This is a genomic window from uncultured Tateyamaria sp., assembly GCF_947488715.1.
In the GTDB taxonomy this organism is placed as follows: Bacteria; Pseudomonadota; Alphaproteobacteria; order Rhodobacterales; family Rhodobacteraceae; genus Tateyamaria.
This window is the reverse complement of record NZ_CANLAG010000002.1, coordinates 131988-156619: the sequence shown is the minus strand read 5'-3', so window position 1 is coordinate 156619 and position 24632 is coordinate 131988. Positions and strand designations below refer to the sequence as shown.

Below are 24632 nucleotides of genomic sequence, written 5' to 3'. Positions count from 1 at the left end.
CAGGCATCCTGCCCCGCCCTTGGTTAACGCAAGCTTAAGCGGTGCGCAGCATCGGCCGTGTCCGTTGCCCGTCGGCCCAATCACGGCACGCGGCCCCGAAGGCTTCGAACAGCGGGCGTGAGACTGGGTCACATTTGGCGTTCCACTCTGGGTGCCATTGAACGGACAGGCTAAATCCAGGTGCGCCGTCGATATAGATCGCCTCGGGTGTGCCATCCGGCGCGTGCCCATCAACCACAACCCGTGGTCCCGGCGCTTTGATCCCCTGCCCATGCAGCGTGTTTGTCGGCACAGATTGACGCCCCATCAGCTGATGAAACACGCCATTTTCGGAAAATGTCACGTCGTGGCGAAGGGCAAATTTCTCTTCGAGTGTGCCGTCAGGTGGCATGCGGTGATTGTCGCGCCCCGGCAAATCGCGGATTTCGGGGTATAGGGAGCCGCCCATGGCGACATTGACCTCTTGAAACCCACGACAGATCCCCAAGAAAGGCTGGCCCCTTTCGACCAAAGCGCGGATCAGCGGCAAGGTCACCGCATCACGGTTGCGATCGAAAGCGCCGTGCGCCTCGGTTGCTTCTTCACCGTATTCTTCGGGATGCACGTTGGCACGCCCACCAGTGAACACAAAACCCGCGCAGTTCTCCAGCAAATCGGACAGCCGCACCTTGTCAGGTTCTGCAGGCACCAAGAGCGGCAGACCTTCGGCAACATCCGCAACCGCCGAGATATTGATGAGCCCGGCGGCCTGCACCGGGTATTCATCATTGATGACGTGATGGTTGGAGATAATACCGATAATGGGGCGCGCCATTTGTACCTCTTTGCGATGCGTCGCGCCGTTATAGCCCTGACGCCCCGCCAAGAACAGTGCGGCCCGCGCGCACGTCACTGTGCGCAAAGCCGCAAAGTGTCAGTGCCTAAATTTCAGCCGTCAAAGCAGCCGCTTCGATGCCTGCAACGGCGGCGGCGGCATCGTTGTCGGACGTATCACCCGTGACACCAACTGCACCCACGATATTCCCTTTCTTGTCGCGGATCAGCACGCCGCCGGGAACTGGCACCACTTGACCGCCAAAGAGGCCGTTGACCGCTTCCATAAAGTAAGCCTGCGCTTCGGCGCGTGCCATCTGGGCGGTGCCCGCCATGCCCAGCATGACAGAGCCGTAAGCCTTGCCATGCGCAATCGAGAACCGGCCGGGGGCGGCGCCGTCTTCGCGCTCAAAAGCCTGCACGTGACCACCGGCATCCAGAACAACGACGGACAATGGCTTGAGGTCCAGCTCGCGCCCTTTCTCAAGTGTCTTGCGGATGATGGTCCGTGCCTTGCGCAGGGAAATAGTCATTTCTTGGTCTCCTGCCCTCATCTTTGGGGCGTTTTCTGAACGTGTGGGTATTGGCGTTGCGCGGGCGGCAAGCAGACTTGCCGCGCCGAAACTTGAGTACATGCGTTGGATTACGCCGCTTTGAATTCCAACCGGCGCGCGTGCAGCACCGGCTCAGTATAGCCGGACGGCTGTTCGCGGCCTTTCAGCACCAGATCGCAAGCCGCCTGAAAGGCCACGCCGTCAAACCCAGGCGCCATTGGGCGGTAATGCGGGTCGTTTGCGTTTTGACGGTCCACCACCCCTGCCATCTTCTTGAGGGCCGCCGTCACCTGCGCCTCGCTCACCACGTCATGGTGCAGCCAGTTGGCCAAGGCTTGCGCGCTGATGCGGCATGTGGCGCGGTCTTCCATCAGGCCAACATCATTGATGTCCGGCACTTTGGAACAGCCAACGCCCGCATCCACCCAGCGCACGACGTAGCCCAGAATGCCCTGCGCATTGTTTTCCAGTTCACGCGTGATTTCCGCATCGGAAAAGTTGCGGCCAGTTGCGACTGGGATCGTCAACAGATCTTCCAATGTACCGCGCGCGCCACCCGCTTTCAGTGCGTCCTGACGGGCCAGCACATCGACCTGGTGATAGTGTGTGGCGTGGAGAGTGGCCGCTGTGGGTGACGGCACCCATGCGCATGTGGCACCCGACTGTGGGTGCCCGACCTTGGCGTCGAGCATCTCCTGCATCCGGTCCGGCATGGCCCACATGCCCTTGCCGATCTGCGCACGCCCCTTGAGGCCGCAAGCCAGACCGATATCCACGTTCCGATCCTCGTAGGCGGCGATCCAGGCTGCCCCCTTCATCTCACCTTTGGGGATCATCGGGCCCGCTTCCATACTGGTGTGGATTTCGTCACCGGTGCGGTCGAGGAAGCCGGTGTTGATGAACGCCACACGCGATTTGGCCGCGCGGATACACTCCTTTAGGTTGGCAGATGTCCTGCGTTCCTCATCCATGATCCCCAGTTTGACAGTGTACGCGGGCAGGCCGAGCACTTTCTCCACGCGCGTAAATATCTCGTCGGCGAACGCAACTTCGGCGGGGCCGTGCATCTTGGGCTTGACCACATAGACGGACCCGGTCACCGAATTTCGCAGCCCTTCGGTTTTCTGCAAATCGTGCATCGCGATCAGCGTCGTGATCATCGCGTCCAGCAGGCCCTCGCCAATTTCGGCACCATCGCGGTCGAGGATCGCGGGGTTGGTCATCAGGTGGCCGACATTGCGCACCAGCATCAGGCTGCGCGTTTTGACGTTGAAAGGCGCGCCATCAGGGCCCGTATAGGTGAAATCACCAAACATCCGGCGGGTGATTGTCTTGCCGCCCTTCTCAAAGCTCTCTTCGAGGTCGCCTTTCATCAGGCCCAGCCAGTTGCCATAGGCCAGCACTTTGTCCTCTGCATCGACGGCGGCAACGCTGTCCTCGCAATCCATGATGGTCGACAGCGCGGCTTCGAGGTTGACCGCAGCGATCCCGGCGGGATCCGTGCTGCCGATTTCGTTGTTGCGATTGACCAGCACTTCGATCCCGAGCCCGTTGTGGCGAAACAGGAACATGCCCCACTCTTCGGGTTCCGAGTGGCCTGCGTATTGCGCCGGGTTGGCCAGCGACACAGCCCGGTCGCCGATGCGCATGTCGAGGGCGTCACCCGCAACACCGAGGTGATCAACATCGGCCCATTTGGCACCGTCCAGCGGCACGGCATTGTCCAGAAAATCCTTGGCCCAGGCAATCACGCGCGCGCCGCGTTCGGGGTCGTATCCCTTGCCCGTCGGCAAATCGCCCAACGCGTCCGTGCCATAAAGCGCATCATAGAGGTTTCCCCACCGGGCGTTCGCCGCATTCAGCGCGAACCGTGCATTCATGATGGGCACAACCAATTGCGCGCCGGGTGTTACGGCGATCTCTGGGTCAACATTCTCTGTCTCAATTTCAAAATCAGGCCCTTCCGGCACGAGATACCCGATTTCTTCTAGAAAGGCGCGGTATGCGTCTGCGTCATGTGGGCCGCTGCGGTGCGCCATATGCCAGGCGTCCAGTTTGGTCTGGATATCTGTGCGTGCCGCCAGAAATGCGCGGTTCTTGGGGCCGAGGTCATGCACCAATGCGGAAAAACCGGCCCAGAAGTCTGCAGTTGCCACACCTGTACCGGGCAACGCTTGCCCTTCGATAAACTGCGCCAGCGTGTCCGCCACCCGCAGTTCTGCCCGTTCCACATATGTCGACATGTGATGCCCTCCTGGCCTGGATTCCCTTGATGGCGGAAGGACTAGAGAAAAAGTTTCCTATCGTAAACATCATTGGTCAAAAACTTTTACCAAAAGCCGATCATTCTGTCACCCTTGCGTGAAGAGCACGCAAAAACTGGGAAATTACCCTGTCTTGGATGCGCGGCGGCACTTGTCTGAGCAGTATTTGACCTCATCCCAGACCTTTGCCCACTTCTTGCGCCAGGTGAACGGGCGCAGACACACCGGGCATGTCTTTTCCGGCAAGTCAGCTTTCTTGCGCATGCGACCCATTAGAAATCAAAACCCATTTGGCGCGTGTCTTTGGCGGGCGACGTCTTGCGCCCGCGTCGTCCGGCGCGGTCATCGACAAAATGGCCTTGGGGGTCTTTGCGGCTGGCATGTTTGTCCACGACGCGCGCAGCCTCGGTCTTAAAGGCAGTTCCACGTCGCACGGCCCAAACCCGGTCGCGTGCCTCACGTGCGGCAGCGGCGACATCCACGACCGGCGCTGGATATCCCCGATCCAAAAGGCCCGCAGCGCCGTCCCACAGCCAAGGTTCCTGAAGGTGCGCATCCGGCACCCCAGCCAATTCCGGGCACCAACGGCGCGTGAACACGCCTGTTGGATCCTGATCCTTGCCCTGTTTCACCGGGTTGTAGATCCGGATGGTATTCATGCCGGTCGTGCCCGACTGCATCTGCGCCTGCGGCCAGTGAATACCCGGTTCGAAATCGGTAAACTGACGCGCAAGATGCAGGCCCGTGACTCGCCAATCCAACCAAAGGTGATAGGACGCGACCGCAGTCACCATCGAACGCATGCGGAAATTCAACCATCCCGTCGCATTCAAATATCGCATACAAGCATCGACAAATGGCAAGCCCGTTTCTCCAGCCTGCCACGCCGCGAGCCTTGCCGCATCCGGTACAGCAGGCCGCAAGCCTTCATAGGCTCGGTGCAGGCAATTGTGTTCGAGCGCCGGTTCATCCTCCAGCTTTTGCATGAAATGATCACGCCACGCCAATCTGGCCTGAAAGCTCTTGAGCGACCCACCCCAGCCGGTGCGTGTGCCTTTGACTTCGCGTTGACGTGCAGCCGTTGCCTGCGATGCCTCACGACCGGACAGACAACCGAACGCCAGATAGGGCGACAGACGCGAACAGGCATGTTCACCCGTCACCGGCGACGACATATCCTTGCGATACGTCTGGCCACGCTCTGTCAGGAAAGAGCCCAACAGTGATAACGCTTGCGGACGGCCACCAGTTTGCCTGTGCGGGCAATGGTCGGCTTGCGTCAGGTCGGGAACAGGGTCGGACGCAAGGTCCGGCCCCGTCAGACGTTCCGGCACAACAATCTGAGGCTGTCGCAGATACGCATTGCGCTGCGCCGCCCACCCGTCGCGACCATTCAGACGCCGGACGACCCCGGACTGCGCCACTTCGTGCCACGTCACACCGTTTGCGCCACACCAACCGGCAACTGCGCGGTCTCGCGCGTAGGTCCATCCGCTGCCCGTCTCTTCGTGGCTGAATAGCGTGTGAAAGCCGGTCTCGGCCTGTAGATCACTCAAGACATCTGGCACATGCCCCACACGGATCACCAATGACATACCCAGCGTGGCAAGGTCATCGCCCAGCGCCCGCACGCTTTCACGCACAAAGTCAAACTGCCTGCCCGAGACGTCGGGTTCCGCCCAATATTCCGGCTCAAAGACGTACAGCGGGATCACATCGCCCTGAAAAGCCGCACGGGCCAAAGCCCCGTGATCTGTCGTGCGCAAGTCGCGCTTGAACCAAACTATCGCCGTCATATCCGCATACCTAGACCGGATCGGCTTTTGGCAAACGCTTCATGTCATACGCCCGCGGCTTTGACAGCTTGAGGCAGACGCTTCACCATCCGTTCACTGATCTGCCAACCCTGCTTGCAGGCACCGCAGCGCCGCTCTACCCTTCCCCGATATTCAGCAGGCACAGGTATCCCATGCGCGACGCATCCCCCCAAACGATCTATCTCAGGGAATACACCCCGTTCGGCTACACCGTCGAAGAGGTCCACCTCACCTTCGACCTTGCGCCGTCTGCGACGCGGGTAACGTCGCGCATCAAATTTGCACCCAACCCAAAGGCAACGGACCGGACATTTTTCCTGCACGGCGAAAACCTCTCGCTCGTGTCGGCAAAGATTGATGGTGAGGCGGTGAAACCTGTCGTGACCGAGGCTGGTTTGACGCTGGACGTGCCAGACATGCCATTCACCTGGGAAGCAGAGGTGCAGATTGATCCTGCCGCCAATACTGCGCTGGAAGGGTTGTACCTGTCCAACGGGATGTATTGCACCCAGTGCGAAGCCGAAGGGTTCCGCAAAATCACCTATTACCCCGACCGGCCCGACGTCATGAGCACCTTTACCGTGCGCATCAACGGACCACACGGCACGCTGTTGTCCAATGGCAATCCAGTCGCGGCAGGCGACGGTTGGGCCGAATGGCACGATCCGTGGCCCAAGCCCGCCTATCTCTTTGCACTGGTGGCTGGCGAACTCGTGGCGCATCGCGACGACTTTGTCACGATGGACGGGCGCAAGGTTGACCTGGCTCTTTATGTGCGCCCCGGAGACGAGGGCAAATGCGCGTTTGGCATGCAAGCGTTGAAGGCATCGATGACCTGGGACGAACAGGTTTATGGCCGCGCCTACGATCTGGACGTGTTCAACATCGTCGCCGTGGACGATTTCAACATGGGCGCGATGGAGAACAAGGGGCTGAACATCTTTAACGCCTCTGCCGTTCTTGCATCGCCCGAAACATCGACCGACGGCAATTTCGAACGGATCGAGGCGATCATCGCCCACGAGTATTTCCACAACTGGACCGGAAACCGGATCACCTGCCGCGATTGGTTCCAACTGTGCCTCAAGGAGGGGCTGACAGTTTTCCGCGACAGCCAGTTCACCGCCGATATGCGATCAGAACCGGTCAAACGCATTTCCGACGTGATCGACCTTCGTGGGCGGCAGTTCACCGAAGACCAGGGACCGCTCGCACACCCGGTGCGGCCAGAGAGCTTTCAGGAGATCAACAACTTTTACACGGCGACCGTGTACGAAAAAGGCGCCGAGGTGATCCGCATGCTGAAGACCCTCGTCGGTGACGACGGGTATAAAACAGCGCTCGATCTCTACTTTGACCGTCACGACGGGGATGCCGCTACGATCGAGGACTGGCTACAGGTGTTCGAGGACGCGACAGGGCGCGACCTGACCCAGTTCAAGCGGTGGTACAGTCAGGCCGGCACGCCGCGGGTCTCTGTCACCGACAGCTACAAAGACGACGGCACCTACAGCCTCACCTTTACCCAATCCACGCCCCCCTCGGCCGCGACGCCAGCACCACAGGCGCAGGTGATCCCAATTGCCGTGGGCTTGTTGGGGCCGGATGGCAAAGAGGTTTTGGCCACGCAGGTGCTGGAACTGACCAAAGACACGCAGAGCTTTAGCTTTCCAGGTTTGACGGCGCGCCCGGTGCCATCAATCCTGCGTGGGTTTTCCGCGCCAGTGGTTTTGGACCACACGCCTGATCATGCGTTTTTGCTGGCGCATGACACCGACCCGTTCAACCGGTGGGAGGCGGGTCGAAACCTCGGCAGGGCATCTCTGTTGAATGCGGTGACGAAACAGGCCGCGCCGGACACGGCTTGGCTGGAAGGTGTCGCCAAGGTCCTGACCGACGACAGCTTGGATCCTGCCTACCGTGCCTACTGCCTTGCACTACCAAGCCAGGCGCAACTGGCGGCTGACCTGCACGAAATGGGCACAACGCCTGACCCCGATCAGATTTGGGCGATCGGTCAAGACCACAGGCAAGCCCTGGCCGAAACGCTGGCGGATGCCCTGCCCGGTCTTTACGCGCGCCATCAGGTTGATGCGCCCTATGCCCCCGACGCGGAGCAGTCGGGCATGCGCTCCATGGGCAATGTTGTGTTGTCACTGTTGACACGGCTCGACAACGGGGACGCGGCGCAGGCTCAATTCGATTCAGCGACCAACATGACCCAACAGCTCGCCGCCTTGGCGAACTTGATCCGCGCCGGGCGCGGCGATGCGGCACTGGCCCAATTCGAAGCGCAGTGGAAGTCGGACCGGCTGGTGATGGACAAGTGGTTTGGCCTGCAGGTGATGGAAGCCAAACCCGACGATGCGGCCGATACGGCCAAGGCGCTGACCGGTCACGCCGATTTCAACTGGAAGAACCCCAACCGCTTTCGCGCCACTCTGGGCGCCTTGGCCGGGCATCACGCCGGGTTCCACGCTCGCGACGGATCCGGCTATACCATGCTGGCGGACTGGCTGATCCGGTTGGACCCGGTCAACCCGCAAACAACCGCGCGGATGTGTGCCGCGTTCCAGACCTGGCGGCGCTACGATGCTATTCGCCAATCCATGATTGGCAAAGAGCTGGAGCGCATCGCCTCGACCCCGAACCTGAGCCGTGACACCACGGAAATGATCACGCGCATCCGTGAAGCGTGACCGCAAAGGCATGAACATCACCCGGCTTTGAGTTTGCAAGATGTCCAACATGACGCTCTACGATGCCACGATACCGCCGTTGAAACGGTTGACCGACTCGGTGCCGCGCCTGTTGGCATGTCTGGACGATCCGGCACAGTTGAATGCGCGCCTCGCACCGGACAGTTTCAACGCGGCCGAACATTTTTGCGTTGCACTTGGGTATGTGGTGCGCACCGTGATGCCGCTTATGGGAGACGATGTGCCAGACCTGCCGTTTGATACTGATCCCGGTGCAGTTCTGGCCCTGGCGCATGACATGCGTTTCTTGCTGGACGAAATCCCGGCCAGCGCCTTTGACCGCGCCGAAGAACGCCAGATCACGCATACAGCAGGCGAGACGACCCTGACGCAAACCGCGCGGGATTTTGCATTGCTCTATGCTTTGCCCAATGCGCAATTCCATCTGGCCCTTGGTTATGCCAGCTTGCGCCATGCGGGCGCTCGCGTTGGCAAGGGGGATCTGGATGGCTTCCATGTTTACGACCCACGCACGTCTCTTGTCTCTGACAGCCCGATGAATTGACCAATAGAAAGGCCCAAAGCCCATGTCTGAACGTCCCGTTTGCATGATCACTGGCGCATCCGCAGGTATCGGCGCAGCCTGTGCGCGGCTCGCCGCCGCAACCTATGACTTTGTTCTCACCTATCGCAGCAACGCCGAAGGTGCCGCAGCCGCACGGGCCGCTATCGAAAAAGCGGGCGGGCGCGCGGTGCTGGTCCAGGGCGACGTTGCCAACCCGGAAGACATCACAGCCATCTACAAGACTGTAGATGACCAATTCGGACGTCTGGATGTGCTGATCAACAACGCGGGCATCGTGGACCAGACGGCCAAGCTGACTGATATGGATCACGCACGTCTTACAAGGATGATGAATGTGAACGTCATCGGCGCCATGCTGGTTGCCAAAGAAGCCGTGTTGCGGATGCAGTCCCAGGGCAATGGGGGTGCGATCATCAACATTTCTTCCGCCGCTGCACGTCTGGGGTCTGGGAACCAGTATATCGACTATGCCGCGTCCAAAGCCGCCATCGACACCTTTACCAAGGGGCTGTCTGATGAGGTCGCCGGGGACAATATCCGTGTCATGTCGATACGCCCCGGCCTGATTGACACGGAATTGCACGCCAAAGGCGGCGAGCCCGGACGCGCGCAACGCCTTGCCCACATGGTGCCGATGAAGCGCGAAGGCTCTGCCGAAGAAGTCGCTCGCGCAATCCTTTGGCTCGCCTCGCCAGACGCCAGCTATATCACCGGCTCAACCCTCGACGTGACTGGCGGGCGCTAGGCGCGATGACGCCCTACCGATACGAATCCACCGGGCGCAATCGCGGCACTGTGTTTGCGCTTGGGTTGGTTTGGGCGGGGATTGTGACGGCGGTGATCGCCTTTGACGCCGCGCTTTGGCTGATGGGGCTCTTTGCACTGTGCACCCTGCCCGCCATCTACGATGTTGCGGCGGCCCGCCGCTCGGGTGTCGCACTTGCGTCCAGCGGTCTCAGCTGGTTCGCGGGACGCAGAACAGGCGACATCACATGGGAGCGCATCAGCCACATGCGGCTGGACACAAGGTTGGACTTTTCTGTGCGCGCGAGCGCAGTCCTGACGTCGGGCAAGCGTATCCGTCTGCCTCTGGAATGTACGCCACCGGCTGACACATTCGAGCAGGTCCTGACCGATCGCGGGATCACGGTCCAACGCCATCACTTTTCGCTGCTGGGTTAGGTCCATGCGCGCGGCTTTACTGCTGGTTTTGTCGTTCGTGCTGAGTGGCTGCGTTGCACCAATTGATCCATCATCAGATGAAACACCGATTGTCTTTGACGCGCAGGCTGTCGCATCCGCGCGCAGCGTCGTGATCGCGACACCGGGCGCACTGACATCCATCTCCGTGTTGCGCGATCTGGACAGGTTCGCATCGCCGGACCGTGCGGTGGTCTACTACCGTTTGCCGGGCCTCGACGGGCGCGCGCGTTCTGGCCGGGTCGACATTGAGCGTGCGGCCACAACGCTCACTGATTTCGTAGCTCACCATGAGTTTGAACAGGTCTATTTCGTGGGTTTTTCGACCGGGAATGCCATCAACCTCGAAGCGGCCAAAATACTCGCCGTGTCCCAGTCGGATGTCCGCAGCACAATTGCGGGCATATCGACAGCCCTGCCCGCGCCGCAACCAACGCTGGCAGGTGTGCGCGGGTTTGCAGGCAACGTCGCAGCCGCCGCGCGTGTCGGCAGCTTGAACCGGCGCGACATCTGGTTGGAATACTACAAAACTCTGTTGTTTGGCCCGCCGGATGGGCAACCCGCCACGGTGCGTAAAAGCGCCGAAACCCTGACAGCCGCCAACGCACCGCGGATCGTGGTCCCCGACGCGGCACTGGCGCGCAGCCACGCCAGCGCGCTGATCGGATGGACGAACTCAGAGCCAGAGCGCCTGAAGGACATCGACATCGTACTGTTTCATGGCGCGCGCGATCCGGTGTTTCCGCTGCGTGCGGTGGTGCGTTTTGCCGAAGGTCTGCCGCGCCCTGCGACGGTCGTGTCCTATGACAACAACGGGCACCTTTTGCTGATCACCCAGCCCCGGATCTTTGACCATATGTTCGCGTTTTTCGAACAGGTCGCACCGTGAAACCGACCTATTGCGTGACCTGTTTCAAACCCTCGGGCCGCAATGACGGCCGTGTGGCGTCCAACGTCTTGCAATAGGGCCGCTGACGGAGCCAACGCGACATATCTGCCCGTTTCGGCGCTGACCGCATCGGCCCCCAATCCGCTGCGACACCGCGCCCGCCCCGGCCATAGATGACCCCGTCGCGTGGGACGGTCACAGCCATGATGCGCACGGCACAGCTCAGATTGGCCGCGCCGTTCTTGAGCGCCTCGCCGGTCCCGACATTGCACTTGTAACCACGCGCAGTGGCCGGAAGGATCTGCAAGAGCCCATACCATTTGCCACCGCCGCCGACCGCCTCTGGCCGGTACGTGCTTTCGTATTTTGCCAGTGCTGACATGAAGCCAACCCAAAACGCGCGGCGTTCTGCGTCAGTCGCGTTGGGATAGTTCGGGCACCAGTCCGCGATGTCAGCAGGCACAAGATCAACCAGCGCAGCACCGTGGGTCTTGAGAGCAGACACAGCCGCCCGGTTCCAGACCATGTGACCCGGTTGATGGGTCCACCGTGATTGCGGGACGTTACCATCCCGTGCAGGCGGGCGCAGGCCGCCATAGTCAACGGATGGATCTTGGGCGTGTGCAACATGCGCCGTCAGGCAAAACAGAATCAAACAGCCCGTCCACATGCGAAATAAGTGCGTCATGGCGCTGATTATGCTCTCGGTGATTTGCCACTGTCCAGCAAGACACAACGGCAGCGCCCTTTGGCCAACGACTTGGCGACAATCTTCCCGCAGGGCGCGTATTGTTGTTACCCATACGCGAAATCGCAAAAATTCAACGCTGCTTTTGCCCGATCATGTCCCGCCCTTGCCCTGATTGTGACCCATTTCCGCGTCACATTGGGTCTTGTAAATGGTGACGGATTTTAATGATGGCTTTTGCAGAACGCATCTTGGCGCCGCTGGCGCATTTTCGCGAAACACTTAGGGGCGCCCGGCTGGAATTGGCTCATGATGGCGTTCTGCAAACCGCCCCCCCACAACGTAAAACGCCCAGGCAAATGGCCACGGCACTGGAAAATGCACTTAGCATCCCTTGCCCTGATCCAACTGCCGAAGAACGCGCACGCGACGAACATCAGGCCCGCGGTCAAAAGCTGGCCCGCCTAGAGGACTGGGATGTCCTCATCCGCGAGATCGCTGACGCAGATGCGGCACGCACCAAAACCCCGGGCGGGATGCCGATTGCCGAATTGCTGGCCTTTGGCGCGCGGGGCGATGTTGTTGGTGCAGCAGAACATGCGCTGGTCTCAGGGCACCCTGAAAAAGGCGCTCCGCTTCTGGCCGGGATTGAGGCGCTGGAGCAGGTTTTGGCAGAGCATCCAGAAAACCCGATGCTGGCTGCAATCGTTGCCATGGCGCACATTGACATCGGTTGGGCATGGCGCGGCACGGGGTGGGACATCGAAGTGCCACCGCGCAACCGCGAAGCCTTTGCCGCGCATTTCGACCGGGCCGCCGACATCCTGTCCGAACACAGCGACGCAACAGAACATTCGCCACTGCTCGCGGCGGCTGTCTGTGCGCTGTCAGCCGGACGCGGCGGCCCGGTGCGGCAGATCGTTCGCAATTTCGAAGCATGGATTGAACTGGACCCCCGCAATGCACGTGCCTACCGCACATTTGGCGCACAGATGTTGCCGCGTTGGCACGGAGACTACGACCGGCTTGAGCTTGAGGCGCGGCGCGCTGCTGGGCGCACCCACGACGTTTGGGGCTCTGGCGCTTATGCCTGGGTGATGTTCGATGCGATTTCGAGCGATCCTGTGGCGTGCGCCCGTCTGGACCTCGACTTCTTTCTCGATGGCTTGTCGGACATCCTGCGCAATGCGCAAGACCAGCATACCGTCAACATGGTTGCCGCCTATTGCGCGAACACGATGGGTGCGACCCAGACCGGCGACGACGAAACCGACTACATCCGCGCACAAATCGCAGATGCGGCGGCATGGGTGGTGCGCGAACATCTGACCGAACTGCATCCGATGCTTTGGGCTCATGCCGCACGCGGGTTCGACAACGCATTGCGCATCCGTTGCCCCGACCGTTTTGCCGCATCCGGTTACGCAGACGCATTGCGGTATCTCGCCGATCTCTTCCGCCGTGAACTAGCCGCGGGTAAACGCGTTGTGTTTACAGAAAATGGCGCGGAGACATTCGTCGCGTAGGAGCACCCAAACTAAGCCACCCGGCGCGCGGCCCCCGCAAGTAGGGCACGAGAATAGACCTTGTGCGCGCCAACGAGGCTCTGAAAAACCGGCCCCAGCGTGAGCGCCCCGCCCGGTGTCTGGACAGGTACAACAACAGAACCAAACCGCAACGAATCCGCCTCCGCCTGCAACCATGAGAGCGTCCGCCCGTCTTTCGCCTGCAACAATATCTCAGTCTGAGTCCGGCCTGCGACCTCCCAAACGGCAAATGACTGCGCTGTCCCATCAGCCAATGCTGCAACATCTGCATCTGTGGAAGGCGAGCGCGCCAAGAGACGCAATACCCACCGTTCGGCGCGAAACAACGGCTGCGTGTAGAACGCAGAGATGTAACGCGCCAAATCCACGGGCGTGTCCAACGCCACCTCAAAGCAATCGGTATAATGGCCGTCGCGCGCAGCGTAGTCGGCGATCAATGTACCTGTCGGCACCGAGGTCTCTGTCACTTGCATGCAACGACCCTGGCACATCACGCAAAGGACGGAACCTGTGCCAATCGTCGCGGCCCTCTTGCAGCGCCCCAAGGGCTGATCTATTCCCAAACCCATCACAGACTTATTCCGGGGCACAACCGATGCTGGACCTGACCTACGACACCCCAAAAATCAAAACGATCGCCGGGGCGAAACACGACTGGGAACTGGTGATCGGGATGGAAGTCCACGCCCAGGTCAGCTCGAACGCCAAGCTGTTCTCTGGCGCATCCACGCAATTCGGCAACGAACCCAACGCCAACGTCGCCTTTGTCGACGCGGCCATGCCCGGCATGTTGCCCGTGATCAACGGATATTGCGTCGAACAGGCTGTGCGCACGGGTCTGGGCCTGAAGGCGGAAATCAATCTGCGCTCGGCCTTTGACCGCAAGAACTATTTCTATCCCGACCTGCCGCAAGGCTACCAGATTTCGCAACTCTATCATCCCATCGTGGGCGAAGGCGAAGTGCTGGTCGAAATGGGGGATGGCACCGCGCGGCTCGTGCGCATCGAACGCATCCACATGGAACAGGACGCGGGCAAATCCATTCACGACATGGACCCCAACATGTCCTTTGTCGATTTGAACCGTACAGGCGTTTGCCTGATGGAGATCGTCAGCCGCCCGGACATCCGTGGCCCCGAAGAAGCGGCCGCATATATCGCGAAGCTGCGCCAAATCCTGCGCTATCTCGGCACCTGTGACGGCAACATGCAAAACGGCAACCTGCGAGCGGACGTCAACGTGTCCATCTGCCGTCCTGGTCAGTATGAGAAGTATCAGGAAACACAGGATTTCTCGCATCTCGGCACACGGTGCGAAATCAAGAACATGAACTCCATGCGGTTCATCCAACAGGCCATCGATGTCGAAGCGCGCCGCCAAATCGCAATTGTCGAGGCTGGCGGGACTGTGGATCAGGAAACCCGTCTGTATGATCCAGACAAGGTTGAAACCCGTTCCATGCGGTCCAAGGAAGAGGCACATGACTACCGCTATTTCCCGGATCCCGACCTGCTCCCCCTGGAGATTGAACAAGCCTGGGTCGACGACATCGCAAACACCCTGCCGGAATTGCCCGACGCCAAAAAGGCACGGTTCATCGCGGAATTTGGGCTGACCGACTATGACGCATCAGTGCTCACAGCCGAAGTCGACACCGCAACCTTCTTTGAAAAGGTTGCGCAGGGGCGTGATGGCAAACAGGCGGCGAACTGGGTCATCAACGAATTGTTTGGCCGCCTGAAAAAGGACGATCGCGACATTGCCGACAGCCCAGTGTCACCGGACCAATTGGGCGGCATCGTGGACCTGATCGCAAAGGGCGACATTTCCGGGAAAATCGCAAAGGACCTGTTCGAAATCATCTACACCGAAGGCGGAGATCCGGCTGAGATTGTCGAGGCCAAAGGCATGAAACAGGTGACTGATACGGGCGCCATCGAGGCGGCGGTAGACGAGATCATCGCGGCCAACCCGGCGCAGGTTGAAAAGGCCAAGCAGAACCCGAAACTTGCGGGTTGGTTTGTCGGTCAGGTGATGAAGGCGACGGGCGGCAAGGCCAACCCCAAGGCCGTGAACGAAATCGTTGCGAAAAAGCTGAACAGCTAGTGCGGGACGGCGGGCGGGGCGACTTTGCCAACAGGCAAAGAGCGTCCGTCCCGCGTCACAGCAATATCTTTGAATAGTGCATCATACCGGCACCACACAGTGCCGCCTCCACTTGCGCCCAAACATCGTCAAACGCCTCCACACCCGCACCAATTTCTGCAAGGCACACGCGCCCGTCTACCCGGCGCAACACTGTCGCCGCGTCCGGTGTCACATCAAATGAAAATGCGGACCCGGCGGTGTCTATCGCTATGTTGCCCATCTTGGCTACATGTGCCGCCAACATCTCGGCGTCAACACCTCTGAGATGCGGTACAGCATCTGGCGCGCCCATTGGCGGTGCCAAACCACCACCGGCATGTCGCGCATAGACCACATGTGTTTTGAACGTGCCTCGCAAATCCTCGGCCAACTGCATCCGCTCCAACATGGGCATCGCACCGCAATCGCCCACCAAAGGCGTCGGATCATAAAGCATCGGCTCCGGCGTACCCGCCAGTTCCAGACCTGCGCGCTCAAGAGCATTAGACAATTCCGTAATGCTGAAAGGCCGGTCCTGACTGTGCAAGAGCAGGTCGTAAAACCCCGCATCCCCCTGCTCGTGATCAACCACGCGCACATTGCGCTTGAAAGGATGCGCATCGGGCAATGCCTTGTACACCGCCTTGGCCCGCTTGAGACGTTGGCGCGGCTCAAGGCCTTCAAACAAGCGCCCGAATGCATTCTGCAACGCATAGACGCCAGACCGACCATGCGGGGCATAGACCATAATGCCCATGCCACCGTTTGGCGCCAACGCTGCCGCCAAGGCGTCGAACCCGGCTTGCGGGTCGGGCAAATGGTGCAGAACACCGCAACAATCAATGTAGTCGAACGGACCATAACTGGCTGCATCCAGCAGAGACCCGGTTACAAAGGTGATCCCGTCCAGCTTGCGCACCTTCGCCCGTTTCTCGGCAATCTGGCGCGATGCCTGAGACAGATCCAGATAGGTGATGTCATAGGGCCGACCCGCATCCGTCAGCAATTGCGCCAATTGGATCAGCGCATCACCTGTGCCACCGCCCGCAACCAACACCCGCAATGGCTGTGACCAATCGCGCGCGCCCCCCCAAAGCCAATGGTCCATCTCCACGGGCAGCGACGGCGATCCTGTCACCAGCCGTTTGCGTTCATCCGTGGGTTTGCGCTCGGGGTAAGGATAGGCCTCGTATTGGGCCCGCACATCCGCGCTGCACATCGCTTCTCCCTCCCTCTGGCGCTTTCTTCTGGCTCTGCTCTGCCCTAGCTTGGCCAAGACTACAATCCAGGAGCCGCCAATGACCGTCCCTTTTCGCTCTTCCGTCATGACCGTGAAACCGGAATGGATCGACTACAACGGACACCTCAACATGGCGTATTACAACGTCCTTTTCGACGAGGCGGCGGATCAAGTCTATCCGCTCCTCGGCTTTGGCCCTGATTATCACGCCAAGACCGGGAACACGACTTACACGGCAGAATTCCACCTGACCTATGTGCGCGAACTGCACGTCAACGACCCCGTGACAGTGACATTCCAGTTGGTCGATCACGATGCAAAACGGTTCCACTCCTATCAGGAAATCTGGCACCAGGATGGTTGGCTGGCGGCGTGCGGCGAGGCGATGACCCTGCACGTAGATCAATCAGGCCCCCGGGTGGCTCCAATGCCCGAATCCATTCAGGACAATCTGCGGGCGATGGCGCAGGACCATGCCAGCCTACCGCGCCCAGACCGCATGGGCGCCAGCATCGGCATCCGCAGACGCTAGGTCCTCATCGGCCTTTTCACCTCGGCGCAGGGGCGCTATACGCCAGCCAATCCAAGCAAAAGGTGTCGCATGTCAGGTTGGGAATACAAAGTTGTGCCTGCACCCACCAAAGGGGTCAAAGCCCCCGGTGTCAAAGGCCCCGAGGCGCGCTTTGCAAACGCTCTGGAAACACTGATGAACGACATGGGCGCGGACGGTTGGGAATATCAACGCGCCGAAACCCTGCCCTCGACCGAGCGCACCGGTCTGACCGGCAGCACAACCGAATGGCGCAATATTCTTGTGTTCCGACGGGTCATCAGCACAGCCATGGACGACTTTGAGCCCGAGCTGTTGCCAGCACCCGAAGACATTGCGGACGAAGCTGAACCGCCCCAAGACACAAGCCCCGATAAAGGTACAGACAACGCCCCCGAAACCACGGAGGCCGTGGATGAAACAGACGCTGCTTTCACCCCGGGAAAGGGCGCGACGGACATGTTGCCGGACAACGGCGTGGAAGAGACCAGCGAAGTGGCAGGCATGACCGCATCGCTCAAAAATCTGGCGTCCGCCCGCGGCAGCAAAACAGACACGAGCTGACGGCTCTATACGTCCAGATCAAGGGCCAGCGCGTGTATGCGGCCAATCAGATCCGCCCCAAGCGCGGCATGCACCATTCGGTGCCTAGCAACACGATTTTTTCCTTCAAAATCAGATGTTCGCAGCATGACGTTGAAGTGGCTCTCTCCCCCTGCTGGCGCCCCGGAATGACCCGCATGGCTGGCGCTGTCATCCACAACTTTGATCTCGCGCGGTGCGAAAGCCTCATGTAGCTTATCTTCGATTTCTTGCCGTACTGACATTTTTTTCACGAGACCCCTTCAATCCTGGCCTCACAAGTCTAAACTTGAGCGCCTGAGTCGGAAAGGACCCCGAATGCCCAAATCTGATCCCTTTGGTTTTGACATGTCCGTCTCGTCGGCAAAAAAGAAGAATCCGCGCGGTCGCCGGGGCATGTCGGGAGCGTCTGAAACGTCGACCCGCATCTGCGACCATGACGGTTGCCAAGAGGCTGGAAAGTTCCGCGCGCCCAAGGCGCCCGACGTGCTCGACGATTTCTTCTGGTTCTGCCAGCAGCACGTGCGCGAATACAATCTCAAGTGGAATTTCTTTGACGGTACAACCGAAGCGGAGATCAACGCGCAACAATCCAAGGACAAAGTCTGGGAGCGTGCGACCAAACCCATGACTGATCCCGAGGCGCGCGCCTGGGCGCGGCTTGGCATTGAGGACCCGCACCAGGTGCTTGGCAAAAACGCGACACAGAACCCGGGCCGCGGTGGCAATGCAGCGGCGCGGCGTCTGCCGCCCACCGAAAAGCGCGCAATCGAAATCCTCGAGGCGAAGGCCGACGACAGCAAGGCCGACGTGCGCAAGGCGTACAAAAAGCTCATCAAAGTGTTGCACCCTGACATGAACGGTGGCGACCGCAGCCAGGAAGAGCAACTGCAAGAGGTTGTCTGGGCCTGGGATCAGATCAAGGACAGCCGCAACTTTAAGTAAGGTAACCGGGGTCTGGCGGAACTACGTTTGCACCCGACCCATCGAACAGATCTGCCGGGTCTGGCCAGACTTCCGCCACAGGTGGACTAGGATTTTTTTGATCTGGCATCATTGGTAGAGGGCGCAATAAATCCGGGGACTTAACGGTCGGTCATCTGTATTTTTGACGATGACTGTGGCCCCTTCCCCTTGCCCTTTGCCGCGTTATGTTGCACCACGATCAGCGCGCCCATTTCGGCGCGTTTACTGCTTTTGAAGGGACAGGCGACATGGCCGACGGCGCGATGGATATCAACGCAAAACCGAGCGAAGAGATTTCGGTCCGCGAAGTCTTTGGCATTGATACCGACATGGTCGTCAAAGGGTTTGCCGACGGCAGCGACCGCGTGCCGGACATCGACAGCACCTACAAGTTCGACCCGGACACGACGTTGGCGATCCTCGCGGGGTTCAGCCACAACCGCCGGGTGATGATCCAAGGGTATCACGGCACGGGCAAATCAACCCACATCGAACAGGTCGCCGCCCGCCTGAACTGGCCCGCCGTCCGCGTGAACCTCGACAGCCATATCTCCCGGATCGACCTGATCGGCAAAGATGCGATCAAGCTGAAAGACGGCAAGCAAGTTACTGATTTCCAAGAAGGTGTTCTGCCTTGGGCCTTGCGCAACCCGACAGCGATTGTGTTCGACGAATACGACGCGGGCCGGGCCGACGTGATGTTCGTAATCCAGCGTGTGCTGGAAGTGGACGGCAAGCTGACGTTGCTCGACCAAAACCAGGTGATAGAACCCCACCCCTATTTCCGCATCTTTGCGACCGCGAACACCGTCGGTCTGGGCGACACCACAGGCCTCTATCACGGCACCCAGCAGATCAACCAAGGCCAGATGGACCGCTGGAGCCTCGTGGCGACGCTGAACTATCTGTCAATCGACGCAGAGACAGCCATCGTGCTGTCCAAGAACCCGCACTACAACACCGCCGAGGGCCGCAAGACCGTCAAGCAGATGGTGACTGTGGCCGACCTGACGCGTACCGCGTTTATGAACGGCGACCTCAGCACTGTTATGTCGCCCCGGACGGTCATCGCGTGGGCACAGAACGCCGAGATTTTCCGCAATGTCGGCTATGCGTTCCGCCTGTCCTTCCTGAACAAATGCGACGAGCTGGAGCGCCAGACGGTGGCTGAGTTCTATCAGCGCCTGTTCGACGAGGAACTGCCCGAAAGTGCGGCAAGTGTGAGCTTGGGATAAGCCGAAGGAGGCACGATGCACATCGGCCTGATTGGCGGCATTGGTCCCGCAGCGACTGTTTCATATTACCAGCGCCTGACTGACAACATGCGGGCGCTGGGTGCGCCTTTGGAACTAACCATCGTCAACACCGAGGCGTCTGTCCTTTTGGCCAATAACCTGGCCGGGGACAAGGATGCCCAGGCTCAGGTTTACGCGCGGCTCATCGAACGGTTGAATGCGGCAGGGGTAGACTGTGCTGCCATCACTTCGCTTGGTGGACACTTCTGTTTTGATGAGACGGTTGCCTTGTCCACGTTGCCATTGATCAGCGCGGTCAGCCCGCTCGACGCCTATTTCGCTGCGCAGGGGTTTGGCACCGTGGGATTGTTGGGTACGGGCGTTGTGATGCGTACGCAACTGTACGGGCAACTTGAGCAGACCAAGGCCATCGTCCCGCAAGACTTGGATGACATTGGAACGGCCTATACTGATATGGCGCTCGCAGGCAAATGCTCGGACGCGCAACGTGCTTTGTTCATAGAAGAGGGCCGCAAGTTGACCGCGGTAGGCGCACAGGCAGTTGTATTGGCGGGGACGGATTTGAATCTTGCCTTTGATGGGCGCGACGTGGGCTATGAAGTCATCGACGCGCTTGATATTCATGTGGACGTCTTGGTTGCGCTGGCAACTGGGCGTGCCACCCTGTCCGATCATTCTGTAGGCGGTTCTGCATGAGCACCCAAAACGACAATCCTGCCGATCCGTTCAAAAAGGCCCTCGCTGAGGCCACCAAGGTCATGGCAAATGACCCTGAGTTGAACGTCTCCTACTCGGTCGATCCAGCAGGAGTGTCGGGTGATTCCATGCGCCTGCCGCAGGTCAGCCGCCGTATGACACGTGACGAGGTGATGCTCGCGCGCGGAACGGCTGATGCGTTGGCGCTGCATCGCCGCTACCACAACGGCCAGACCCATGCCCGCTATTCCCCACAAGGCGAGATGGCTCGAGACCTCTATGAGGCGATGGAAACCGCCCGCTGCGAGGCGATGGGCGCGCGCGACATGCCCGGCACGGCCGGAAACATCGACGCCAAGATTGCCAATGAGGCGATGCGCAAAGGGTATGAACAGTGCAAACAGGCCATCGATGTACCGCTGGCCGCGGCTGCGGGATACCTTGTGCGGCATCTCGCAACCGGGCGCGACCTGCCCGACGGTGCGCAGAACGCAATGAACCTGTGGCGCGGCTTTATCGAGGAACAAGCGGGCGGCACGCTCGACGGTCTGGGCGATATGCTTGACGATCAAGCAGCCTTTGCCAAATTCGCGCGGCAAGTGATCACCGACCTGGGCTATGGCGATCAACTGGGCGATGACCCGGATCAGATCGACGAGGATCAGGAAGACGAGGCCGAAGAAGGTCAGGAAGAGGACCAGGAACCCGACAGCACAGGCCAGGACGATCAGGACCAAGAGAACGAAGACGCAAGCGCCGAATCCTCACAGGACGAACAGCAGGACGCGAGCCAGGCTCAGGTCAGCATGGATGACATGGCGGATCAGGAACTGGGCGAAGAGGCTGAAATGCCGGAGGGCGAAGCGCCCCTAGAGCCGCCTGCCCCACAACCGGTGTCCGAGGCCGACCCCGATTATCAGGTCTACCTGAGTGACCATGACGAAGAGATTGCCGCCGAAGATTTGGCAGAGGCGGTCGAATTGGAACGGTTGCGCGCCTATCTGGATCAACAGTTGGAACCGCTCAAAGGCGCAGTCAGCCGTCTGGCGAACAAGCTGCAACGCCGTTTGCAGGCCCAACAGAACCGGTCTTGGGAATTTGACCTAGAGGAAGGCACGCTTGACGCCGGGCGGCTGGCCCGCATCGTGGCCAATCCAACGACGCCCCTGTCCTTCAAGGTCGAAAAAGACACTGAATTCCGTGACACATGCGTGACCCTGCTGTTGGACAACTCCGGTTCCATGCGTGGGCGGCCCATTTCTATCGCGGCCATATGCGCGGATGTCCTGGCGCGCACGCTAGAACGATGCAACGTCAAGGTTGAGATCCTCGGCTTTACCACCCGCGCGTGGAAAGGTGGCCTCGCCCGCGAGGCATGGTTGAACGACGGGCGCCCGACTCAGCCCGGCCGCTTGAACGACCTGCGCCATATCATCTACAAATCCGCCGATGCCCCATGGCGGCGCGCGCGTCCCAATCTGGGTCTGATGATGAAAGAAGGGCTGCTCAAGGAAAACATCGATGGCGAGGCGCTGGAATGGGCGCACCGGCGCATGGTGTCCCGCCCCGAGGCACGCAAGATCCTGATGGTCATATCGGACGGCGCACCGGTCGACGACAGCACGCTGTCCGTAAATCCGGCCAACTATCTCGAGAAACACTTGCGCGATGTCATTGCGATGGTGGAACGCAAAAAGATGGTCGAATTGTTGGCGATCGGCATTGGGCATGACGTCACGCGCTATTATGATCGCGCGGTCACGATCACGGATGTCGAGCAGTTGGCCGGTGCGATGACAGAGCAACTGGCCGCGCTCTTTGACAGCGACCCGCGCGCACGCGCACGCGTGATGGGCATGAGAAAAGCGGGCTGATCTCTGCCTTAGATCCGCGCACAAACAACAAACGAAGGGGGAACTGGCATGTTTCAGAGTTTCGAGGTCACCGCACGCCCGGAACAAGGTCCCCCACGTCTGGCGGCCTTGCGTGCTGAACTGGAGGCTGCGGGATTTGACGGCTTTCTGGTCCCCCGCGCGGATGCCCACCAGGGCGAATATGTATCGGCCCGTGACGAGCGTCTGGCGTGGCTGACGGGATTTACCGGCTCGGCTGGGTTCTGCGCTGTTCTACGTGACACGGCTGGCGTATTCATCGACGGGCGCTACCGGACGCAGGTCAAGGCACAGGTAGCGGACGTCTACACCCCAGTCCCATGGCCCGAGGTCTCCCTTCCCACCTGGCTCAAGGAGCAAATGCCCAGCGGAGGGACCGTTGCCTTTGACCCTTGGCTACATACAGTTGGGCAGATCGAACATGTGCGCAATGCACTGCAAGACACCGGCATTGTCCTGGAGAAATCCGAAAATCTCGTGGACCGTGTGTGGTCGGACCAACCGGCAGCCGCAGCAGAACCTGTGCGCGCGCATCCGTTGGAATTTGCGGGTGAAGCACATGCACACAAGCGCACCCGTCTTGGCACGGCTCTGGCCGAGCAAGGTGCGGCTTGCGCCGTGATCACTCTGCCTGATTCCATCTGCTGGCTGCTGAACATCCGAGGGGCGGACATTCCCCGCAACCCAATCGCGCAGGGGTTCGCCATTCTGCACACGACTGGGCATGTCGACCTCTATATGTCCCCCGCCAAGCTGGCCGATATCGGCGATCATCTGACGCCGGGCGTGACGCTCCATGCCCCTACGGAATTCCTGCCCGCACTGAACGCGCTCACCGGGCCTGTTCTGTTGGACAAGTCATCGGTGCCGGTACGCGTCGCAGACGCCGTTTCCGCGGATATCCAATGGGGTGACGATCCCTGCGCCCTGCCTAAGGCGTGCAAGAATGCCGCCGAAATCAAGGGGTCCGCAGAGGCGCATTTGCGCGACGGCGCAGCCGTTGTTGAACTGTTGGCCTGGCTGGATGTGCGGCCCGTTGGAACCCTGACCGAAACACAGGTTGTCACCCAGTTAGAGGGATACCGCCGCCGCGACAACGCGCTTCAGGACATCAGTTTTGAGACCATAGCCGGTACAGGCCCCAACGGCGCAATCATGCACTACCGCGTGACAACTGAAACCGACAGTGATCTGCAAGACGGGCACCTTCTGGTCTTGGACAGCGGCGGGCAATACCTCGACGGAACAACGGACATCACCCGGACGATCGCAATCGGAACGCCGCACGAAGACGCGTGCAAGGCGTTCACCCGTGTTCTGATGGGTATGATCTCCATGTCCCGCCTGATCTGGCCCAAAGGGCTGGCCGGACGCGACATCGAGGCCATAGGCCGCGCGCCGTTGTGGTATGCGCATCAGGATTTTGATCACGGCCTTGGTCACGGCGTGGGTGCGTATCTCTCGGTCCATGAAGGTCCACAACGGCTCAGCCGAGCCAGCACAGTTCCGCTGCAAGCAGGTATGATCCTGTCCAACGAGCCGGGCTACTACCGCGAAGGCGCATTCGGCATACGCATCGAGAACCTGATTGTCGCACAGGACGCAACGCCCCCATCCGACGGGGACGCGCATCGCGAGATGCTGAGCTGGCGCACTTTGACCTTTGCCCCAATAGACCGTCGTTTGATTGTCGCCGACATACTCGATCAACCCTCTCGCGACTGGCTGGATGCATATCACGCCCAAACTTACGAGTTGCTCAAGGACCGCGTGTCGCCACAAACCGCATCTTGGTTGCAACAGGCCTGCGCACCGCTCTAGCTCTGGTGGTGGTGTTACCGATCTGTTACATCCATCCCTCATCACATTTCCAAACGTCCCAAGGAGAGTTCCCATGGCTGATCACATCACGATCCGCAAAGCCCCCGGCACCTGGACGGTGCGCGCAGGCGGGGCCGTCCTTGGTGAAAGCGCCAATGCGCTGGAATTGTCCGAAGGCGACTATCCCGCAGTGATCTATTTCCCGCGCGAAGACATTGCGATGGCGTTTCTGGACCGCACAGACCGCAGCACACATTGCCCACACAAGGGTGATGCAAGCTATTTCTCGGTGGTCACAAAATCACAAACACTGGAAAATTCCGTCTGGAGCTACGAAGCCCCAAAGGAAGCTGTGGCACGGATCAAGGACCACCTTGCGTTCTACGTCGGTGACGCGATCGCGGTTGAACAAATCTGACCCCGCCCATGGGTCGGCGGGTGGGC

Annotated in this window: 24 protein-coding genes; 15 read left to right on the top strand and 9 right to left on the bottom strand. The window is 60.1% G+C overall.

The window, feature by feature from the left end; genetic code table 11:
• Positions 1-34 precede the first annotated feature (34 nt).
• The 5 genes from Q0936_RS05050 to Q0936_RS05030 form a co-directional block, all read right to left on the bottom strand.
• The gene (locus Q0936_RS05050) at positions 35-814 is read right to left on the bottom strand and encodes a gamma-glutamyl-gamma-aminobutyrate hydrolase family protein (RefSeq protein WP_299293421.1); all 780 of its coding nucleotides are present in this window, start codon (positions 812-814) and stop codon (positions 35-37) included.
• Between the two features lie 106 nt (positions 815-920).
• Entirely contained in the window at positions 921-1346 is a 426-nt protein-coding gene (locus tag Q0936_RS05045; RefSeq protein ID WP_299140469.1) for a heme-binding protein, read from the bottom strand.
• 110 nt (positions 1347-1456) lie between these two features.
• A complete protein-coding gene (locus tag Q0936_RS05040) occupies positions 1457-3610 on the bottom strand; it encodes a malate synthase G (protein ID WP_299293418.1) in 2154 nt (717 codons plus the stop codon).
• 144 nt (positions 3611-3754) lie between these two features.
• Positions 3755-3904 carry a DUF2256 domain-containing protein gene (locus Q0936_RS05035; protein WP_299293415.1) on the bottom strand — a complete coding sequence of 50 codons (150 nt, stop codon included), beginning with the start codon at positions 3902-3904 and terminating at the stop codon, positions 3755-3757.
• The gene (locus tag Q0936_RS05030) at positions 3904-5427 is read right to left on the bottom strand and encodes an FAD-binding domain-containing protein (RefSeq protein WP_299293412.1); all 1524 of its coding nucleotides are present in this window, start codon (positions 5425-5427) and stop codon (positions 3904-3906) included. The genes Q0936_RS05035 and Q0936_RS05030 overlap by 1 nt, the downstream gene beginning before the upstream one ends.
• A gap of 173 nt (positions 5428-5600) precedes the next feature.
• Here Q0936_RS05030 and pepN point away from each other — a divergent pair, with 173 nt between their 5' ends.
• From pepN to Q0936_RS05005, 5 genes are read left to right on the top strand one after another with little or no spacing between them, the layout of a single operon-like run.
• Complete coding sequence (gene pepN, locus Q0936_RS05025) at positions 5601-8147, top strand: aminopeptidase N (RefSeq protein WP_299293409.1); 2547 nt, start codon at positions 5601-5603, stop codon at positions 8145-8147.
• A 49-nt stretch (positions 8148-8196) separates the two neighbouring features.
• Entirely contained in the window at positions 8197-8712 is a 516-nt protein-coding gene (locus Q0936_RS05020; protein WP_299293406.1) for a DUF1993 family protein, read from the top strand.
• A 22-nt stretch (positions 8713-8734) separates the two neighbouring features.
• A complete protein-coding gene (locus Q0936_RS05015; protein ID WP_299293404.1) occupies positions 8735-9478 on the top strand; it encodes an SDR family oxidoreductase in 744 nt (247 codons plus the stop codon).
• Positions 9479-9483: 5 nt separating this feature from the next.
• On the top strand, positions 9484-9915 hold the full coding sequence (locus Q0936_RS05010; protein ID WP_299293401.1) for a hypothetical protein: 432 nt from the start codon (positions 9484-9486) through the stop codon (positions 9913-9915).
• A gap of 4 nt (positions 9916-9919) precedes the next feature.
• Positions 9920-10822, top strand: coding sequence for an alpha/beta hydrolase (locus Q0936_RS05005; protein ID WP_299293398.1), 903 nt, complete (start codon positions 9920-9922; stop codon positions 10820-10822).
• Between the two features lie 7 nt (positions 10823-10829).
• On the opposite strand, the gene Q0936_RS05000 is transcribed toward Q0936_RS05005, so the two are convergent.
• Positions 10830-11477: a transglycosylase SLT domain-containing protein gene (locus tag Q0936_RS05000; RefSeq protein WP_366864467.1), complete on the bottom strand. Its 648-nt coding sequence runs from the start codon at positions 11475-11477 to the stop codon at positions 10830-10832.
• Positions 11478-11869: 392 nt separating this feature from the next.
• Here Q0936_RS05000 and Q0936_RS04995 point away from each other — a divergent pair, with 392 nt between their 5' ends.
• A complete protein-coding gene (locus tag Q0936_RS04995; RefSeq protein ID WP_299293392.1) occupies positions 11870-13036 on the top strand; it encodes a hypothetical protein in 1167 nt (388 codons plus the stop codon).
• 11 nt (positions 13037-13047) lie between these two features.
• Here the strand turns inward: Q0936_RS04995 and Q0936_RS04990 are convergent, their stop codons facing one another.
• Positions 13048-13530 (bottom strand): hypothetical protein, encoded by a 483-nt coding sequence (locus Q0936_RS04990; protein WP_299293389.1) that lies wholly within the window; start codon positions 13528-13530, stop codon positions 13048-13050.
• A gap of 122 nt (positions 13531-13652) precedes the next feature.
• Between Q0936_RS04990 and gatB the strand changes: the two genes are divergently transcribed.
• On the top strand, positions 13653-15164 hold the full coding sequence (gatB, locus tag Q0936_RS04985; RefSeq protein WP_299293386.1) for an Asp-tRNA(Asn)/Glu-tRNA(Gln) amidotransferase subunit GatB: 1512 nt from the start codon (positions 13653-13655) through the stop codon (positions 15162-15164).
• A 55-nt stretch (positions 15165-15219) separates the two neighbouring features.
• Here gatB and Q0936_RS04980 read toward each other — a convergent pair whose 3' ends face one another.
• A complete protein-coding gene (locus Q0936_RS04980; RefSeq protein WP_299293383.1) occupies positions 15220-16404 on the bottom strand; it encodes a class I SAM-dependent methyltransferase in 1185 nt (394 codons plus the stop codon).
• A 79-nt stretch (positions 16405-16483) separates the two neighbouring features.
• Here Q0936_RS04980 and Q0936_RS04975 point away from each other — a divergent pair, with 79 nt between their 5' ends.
• On the top strand, positions 16484-16957 hold the full coding sequence (locus Q0936_RS04975; protein ID WP_299293380.1) for a thioesterase family protein: 474 nt from the start codon (positions 16484-16486) through the stop codon (positions 16955-16957).
• Between the two features lie 69 nt (positions 16958-17026).
• Entirely contained in the window at positions 17027-17539 is a 513-nt protein-coding gene (locus Q0936_RS04970; RefSeq protein WP_299293377.1) for a DUF4177 domain-containing protein, read from the top strand.
• Between the two features lie 5 nt (positions 17540-17544).
• Here Q0936_RS04970 and Q0936_RS04965 read toward each other — a convergent pair whose 3' ends face one another.
• Positions 17545-17802, bottom strand: coding sequence for a BolA family protein (locus Q0936_RS04965; protein ID WP_299293429.1), 258 nt, complete (start codon positions 17800-17802; stop codon positions 17545-17547).
• Positions 17803-17875: 73 nt separating this feature from the next.
• Here Q0936_RS04965 and Q0936_RS04960 point away from each other — a divergent pair, with 73 nt between their 5' ends.
• The 6 genes from Q0936_RS04960 (at position 17876) to Q0936_RS04935 (ending at position 24606) form a co-directional block, all read left to right on the top strand.
• Positions 17876-18502, top strand: a complete 627-nt coding sequence (locus Q0936_RS04960) for a J domain-containing protein (protein ID WP_299140451.1) — start codon at positions 17876-17878, stop codon at positions 18500-18502.
• 269 nt (positions 18503-18771) lie between these two features.
• Positions 18772-19758 (top strand): cobaltochelatase subunit CobS, encoded by a 987-nt coding sequence (gene cobS / locus Q0936_RS04955; RefSeq protein ID WP_299140450.1) that lies wholly within the window; start codon positions 18772-18774, stop codon positions 19756-19758.
• 15 nt (positions 19759-19773) lie between these two features.
• Complete coding sequence (locus Q0936_RS04950) at positions 19774-20475, top strand: aspartate/glutamate racemase family protein (protein ID WP_299293373.1); 702 nt, start codon at positions 19774-19776, stop codon at positions 20473-20475.
• A complete protein-coding gene (cobT, locus tag Q0936_RS04945; protein ID WP_299293370.1) occupies positions 20472-22349 on the top strand; it encodes a cobaltochelatase subunit CobT in 1878 nt (625 codons plus the stop codon). The genes Q0936_RS04950 and cobT overlap by 4 nt, the downstream gene beginning before the upstream one ends.
• 48 nt (positions 22350-22397) lie before the next feature.
• Positions 22398-24188, top strand: coding sequence for an aminopeptidase P family protein (locus Q0936_RS04940; RefSeq protein ID WP_299293367.1), 1791 nt, complete (start codon positions 22398-22400; stop codon positions 24186-24188).
• Between the two features lie 73 nt (positions 24189-24261).
• The gene (locus Q0936_RS04935; protein WP_299293364.1) at positions 24262-24606 is read left to right on the top strand and encodes a DUF427 domain-containing protein; all 345 of its coding nucleotides are present in this window, start codon (positions 24262-24264) and stop codon (positions 24604-24606) included.
• The last annotated feature ends 26 nt before the right edge of the window (positions 24607-24632 follow it).

Coding starts and splice junctions, on each gene's coding strand:
- Q0936_RS05050 (WP_299293421.1), bottom strand. CDS start 814: ATGGCGCGCCCCATTATCGGTATTATCTCCAACCATCACGTCATCAAT.
- Q0936_RS05045 (WP_299140469.1), bottom strand. CDS start 1,346: ATGACTATTTCCCTGCGCAAGGCACGGACCATCATCCGCAAGACACTT.
- Q0936_RS05040 (WP_299293418.1), bottom strand. CDS start 3,610: ATGTCGACATATGTGGAACGGGCAGAACTGCGGGTGGCGGACACGCTG.
- Q0936_RS05035 (WP_299293415.1), bottom strand. CDS start 3,904: ATGGGTCGCATGCGCAAGAAAGCTGACTTGCCGGAAAAGACATGCCCG.
- Q0936_RS05030 (WP_299293412.1), bottom strand. CDS start 5,427: ATGACGGCGATAGTTTGGTTCAAGCGCGACTTGCGCACGACAGATCAC.
- pepN (WP_299293409.1), top strand. CDS start 5,601: ATGCGCGACGCATCCCCCCAAACGATCTATCTCAGGGAATACACCCCG.
- Q0936_RS05020 (WP_299293406.1), top strand. CDS start 8,197: ATGACGCTCTACGATGCCACGATACCGCCGTTGAAACGGTTGACCGAC.
- Q0936_RS05015 (WP_299293404.1), top strand. CDS start 8,735: ATGTCTGAACGTCCCGTTTGCATGATCACTGGCGCATCCGCAGGTATC.
- Q0936_RS05010 (WP_299293401.1), top strand. CDS start 9,484: ATGACGCCCTACCGATACGAATCCACCGGGCGCAATCGCGGCACTGTG.
- Q0936_RS05005 (WP_299293398.1), top strand. CDS start 9,920: ATGCGCGCGGCTTTACTGCTGGTTTTGTCGTTCGTGCTGAGTGGCTGC.
- Q0936_RS04995 (WP_299293392.1), top strand. CDS start 11,870: ATGGCCACGGCACTGGAAAATGCACTTAGCATCCCTTGCCCTGATCCA.
- Q0936_RS04990 (WP_299293389.1), bottom strand. CDS start 13,530: ATGCAAGTGACAGAGACCTCGGTGCCGACAGGTACATTGATCGCCGAC.
- gatB (WP_299293386.1), top strand. CDS start 13,653: ATGCTGGACCTGACCTACGACACCCCAAAAATCAAAACGATCGCCGGG.
- Q0936_RS04980 (WP_299293383.1), bottom strand. CDS start 16,404: ATGTGCAGCGCGGATGTGCGGGCCCAATACGAGGCCTATCCTTACCCC.
- Q0936_RS04975 (WP_299293380.1), top strand. CDS start 16,484: ATGACCGTCCCTTTTCGCTCTTCCGTCATGACCGTGAAACCGGAATGG.
- Q0936_RS04970 (WP_299293377.1), top strand. CDS start 17,027: ATGTCAGGTTGGGAATACAAAGTTGTGCCTGCACCCACCAAAGGGGTC.
- Q0936_RS04965 (WP_299293429.1), bottom strand. CDS start 17,802: ATGTCAGTACGGCAAGAAATCGAAGATAAGCTACATGAGGCTTTCGCA.
- Q0936_RS04960 (WP_299140451.1), top strand. CDS start 17,876: ATGCCCAAATCTGATCCCTTTGGTTTTGACATGTCCGTCTCGTCGGCA.
- cobS (WP_299140450.1), top strand. CDS start 18,772: ATGGCCGACGGCGCGATGGATATCAACGCAAAACCGAGCGAAGAGATT.
- Q0936_RS04950 (WP_299293373.1), top strand. CDS start 19,774: ATGCACATCGGCCTGATTGGCGGCATTGGTCCCGCAGCGACTGTTTCA.
- cobT (WP_299293370.1), top strand. CDS start 20,472: ATGAGCACCCAAAACGACAATCCTGCCGATCCGTTCAAAAAGGCCCTC.
- Q0936_RS04940 (WP_299293367.1), top strand. CDS start 22,398: ATGTTTCAGAGTTTCGAGGTCACCGCACGCCCGGAACAAGGTCCCCCA.
- Q0936_RS04935 (WP_299293364.1), top strand. CDS start 24,262: ATGGCTGATCACATCACGATCCGCAAAGCCCCCGGCACCTGGACGGTG.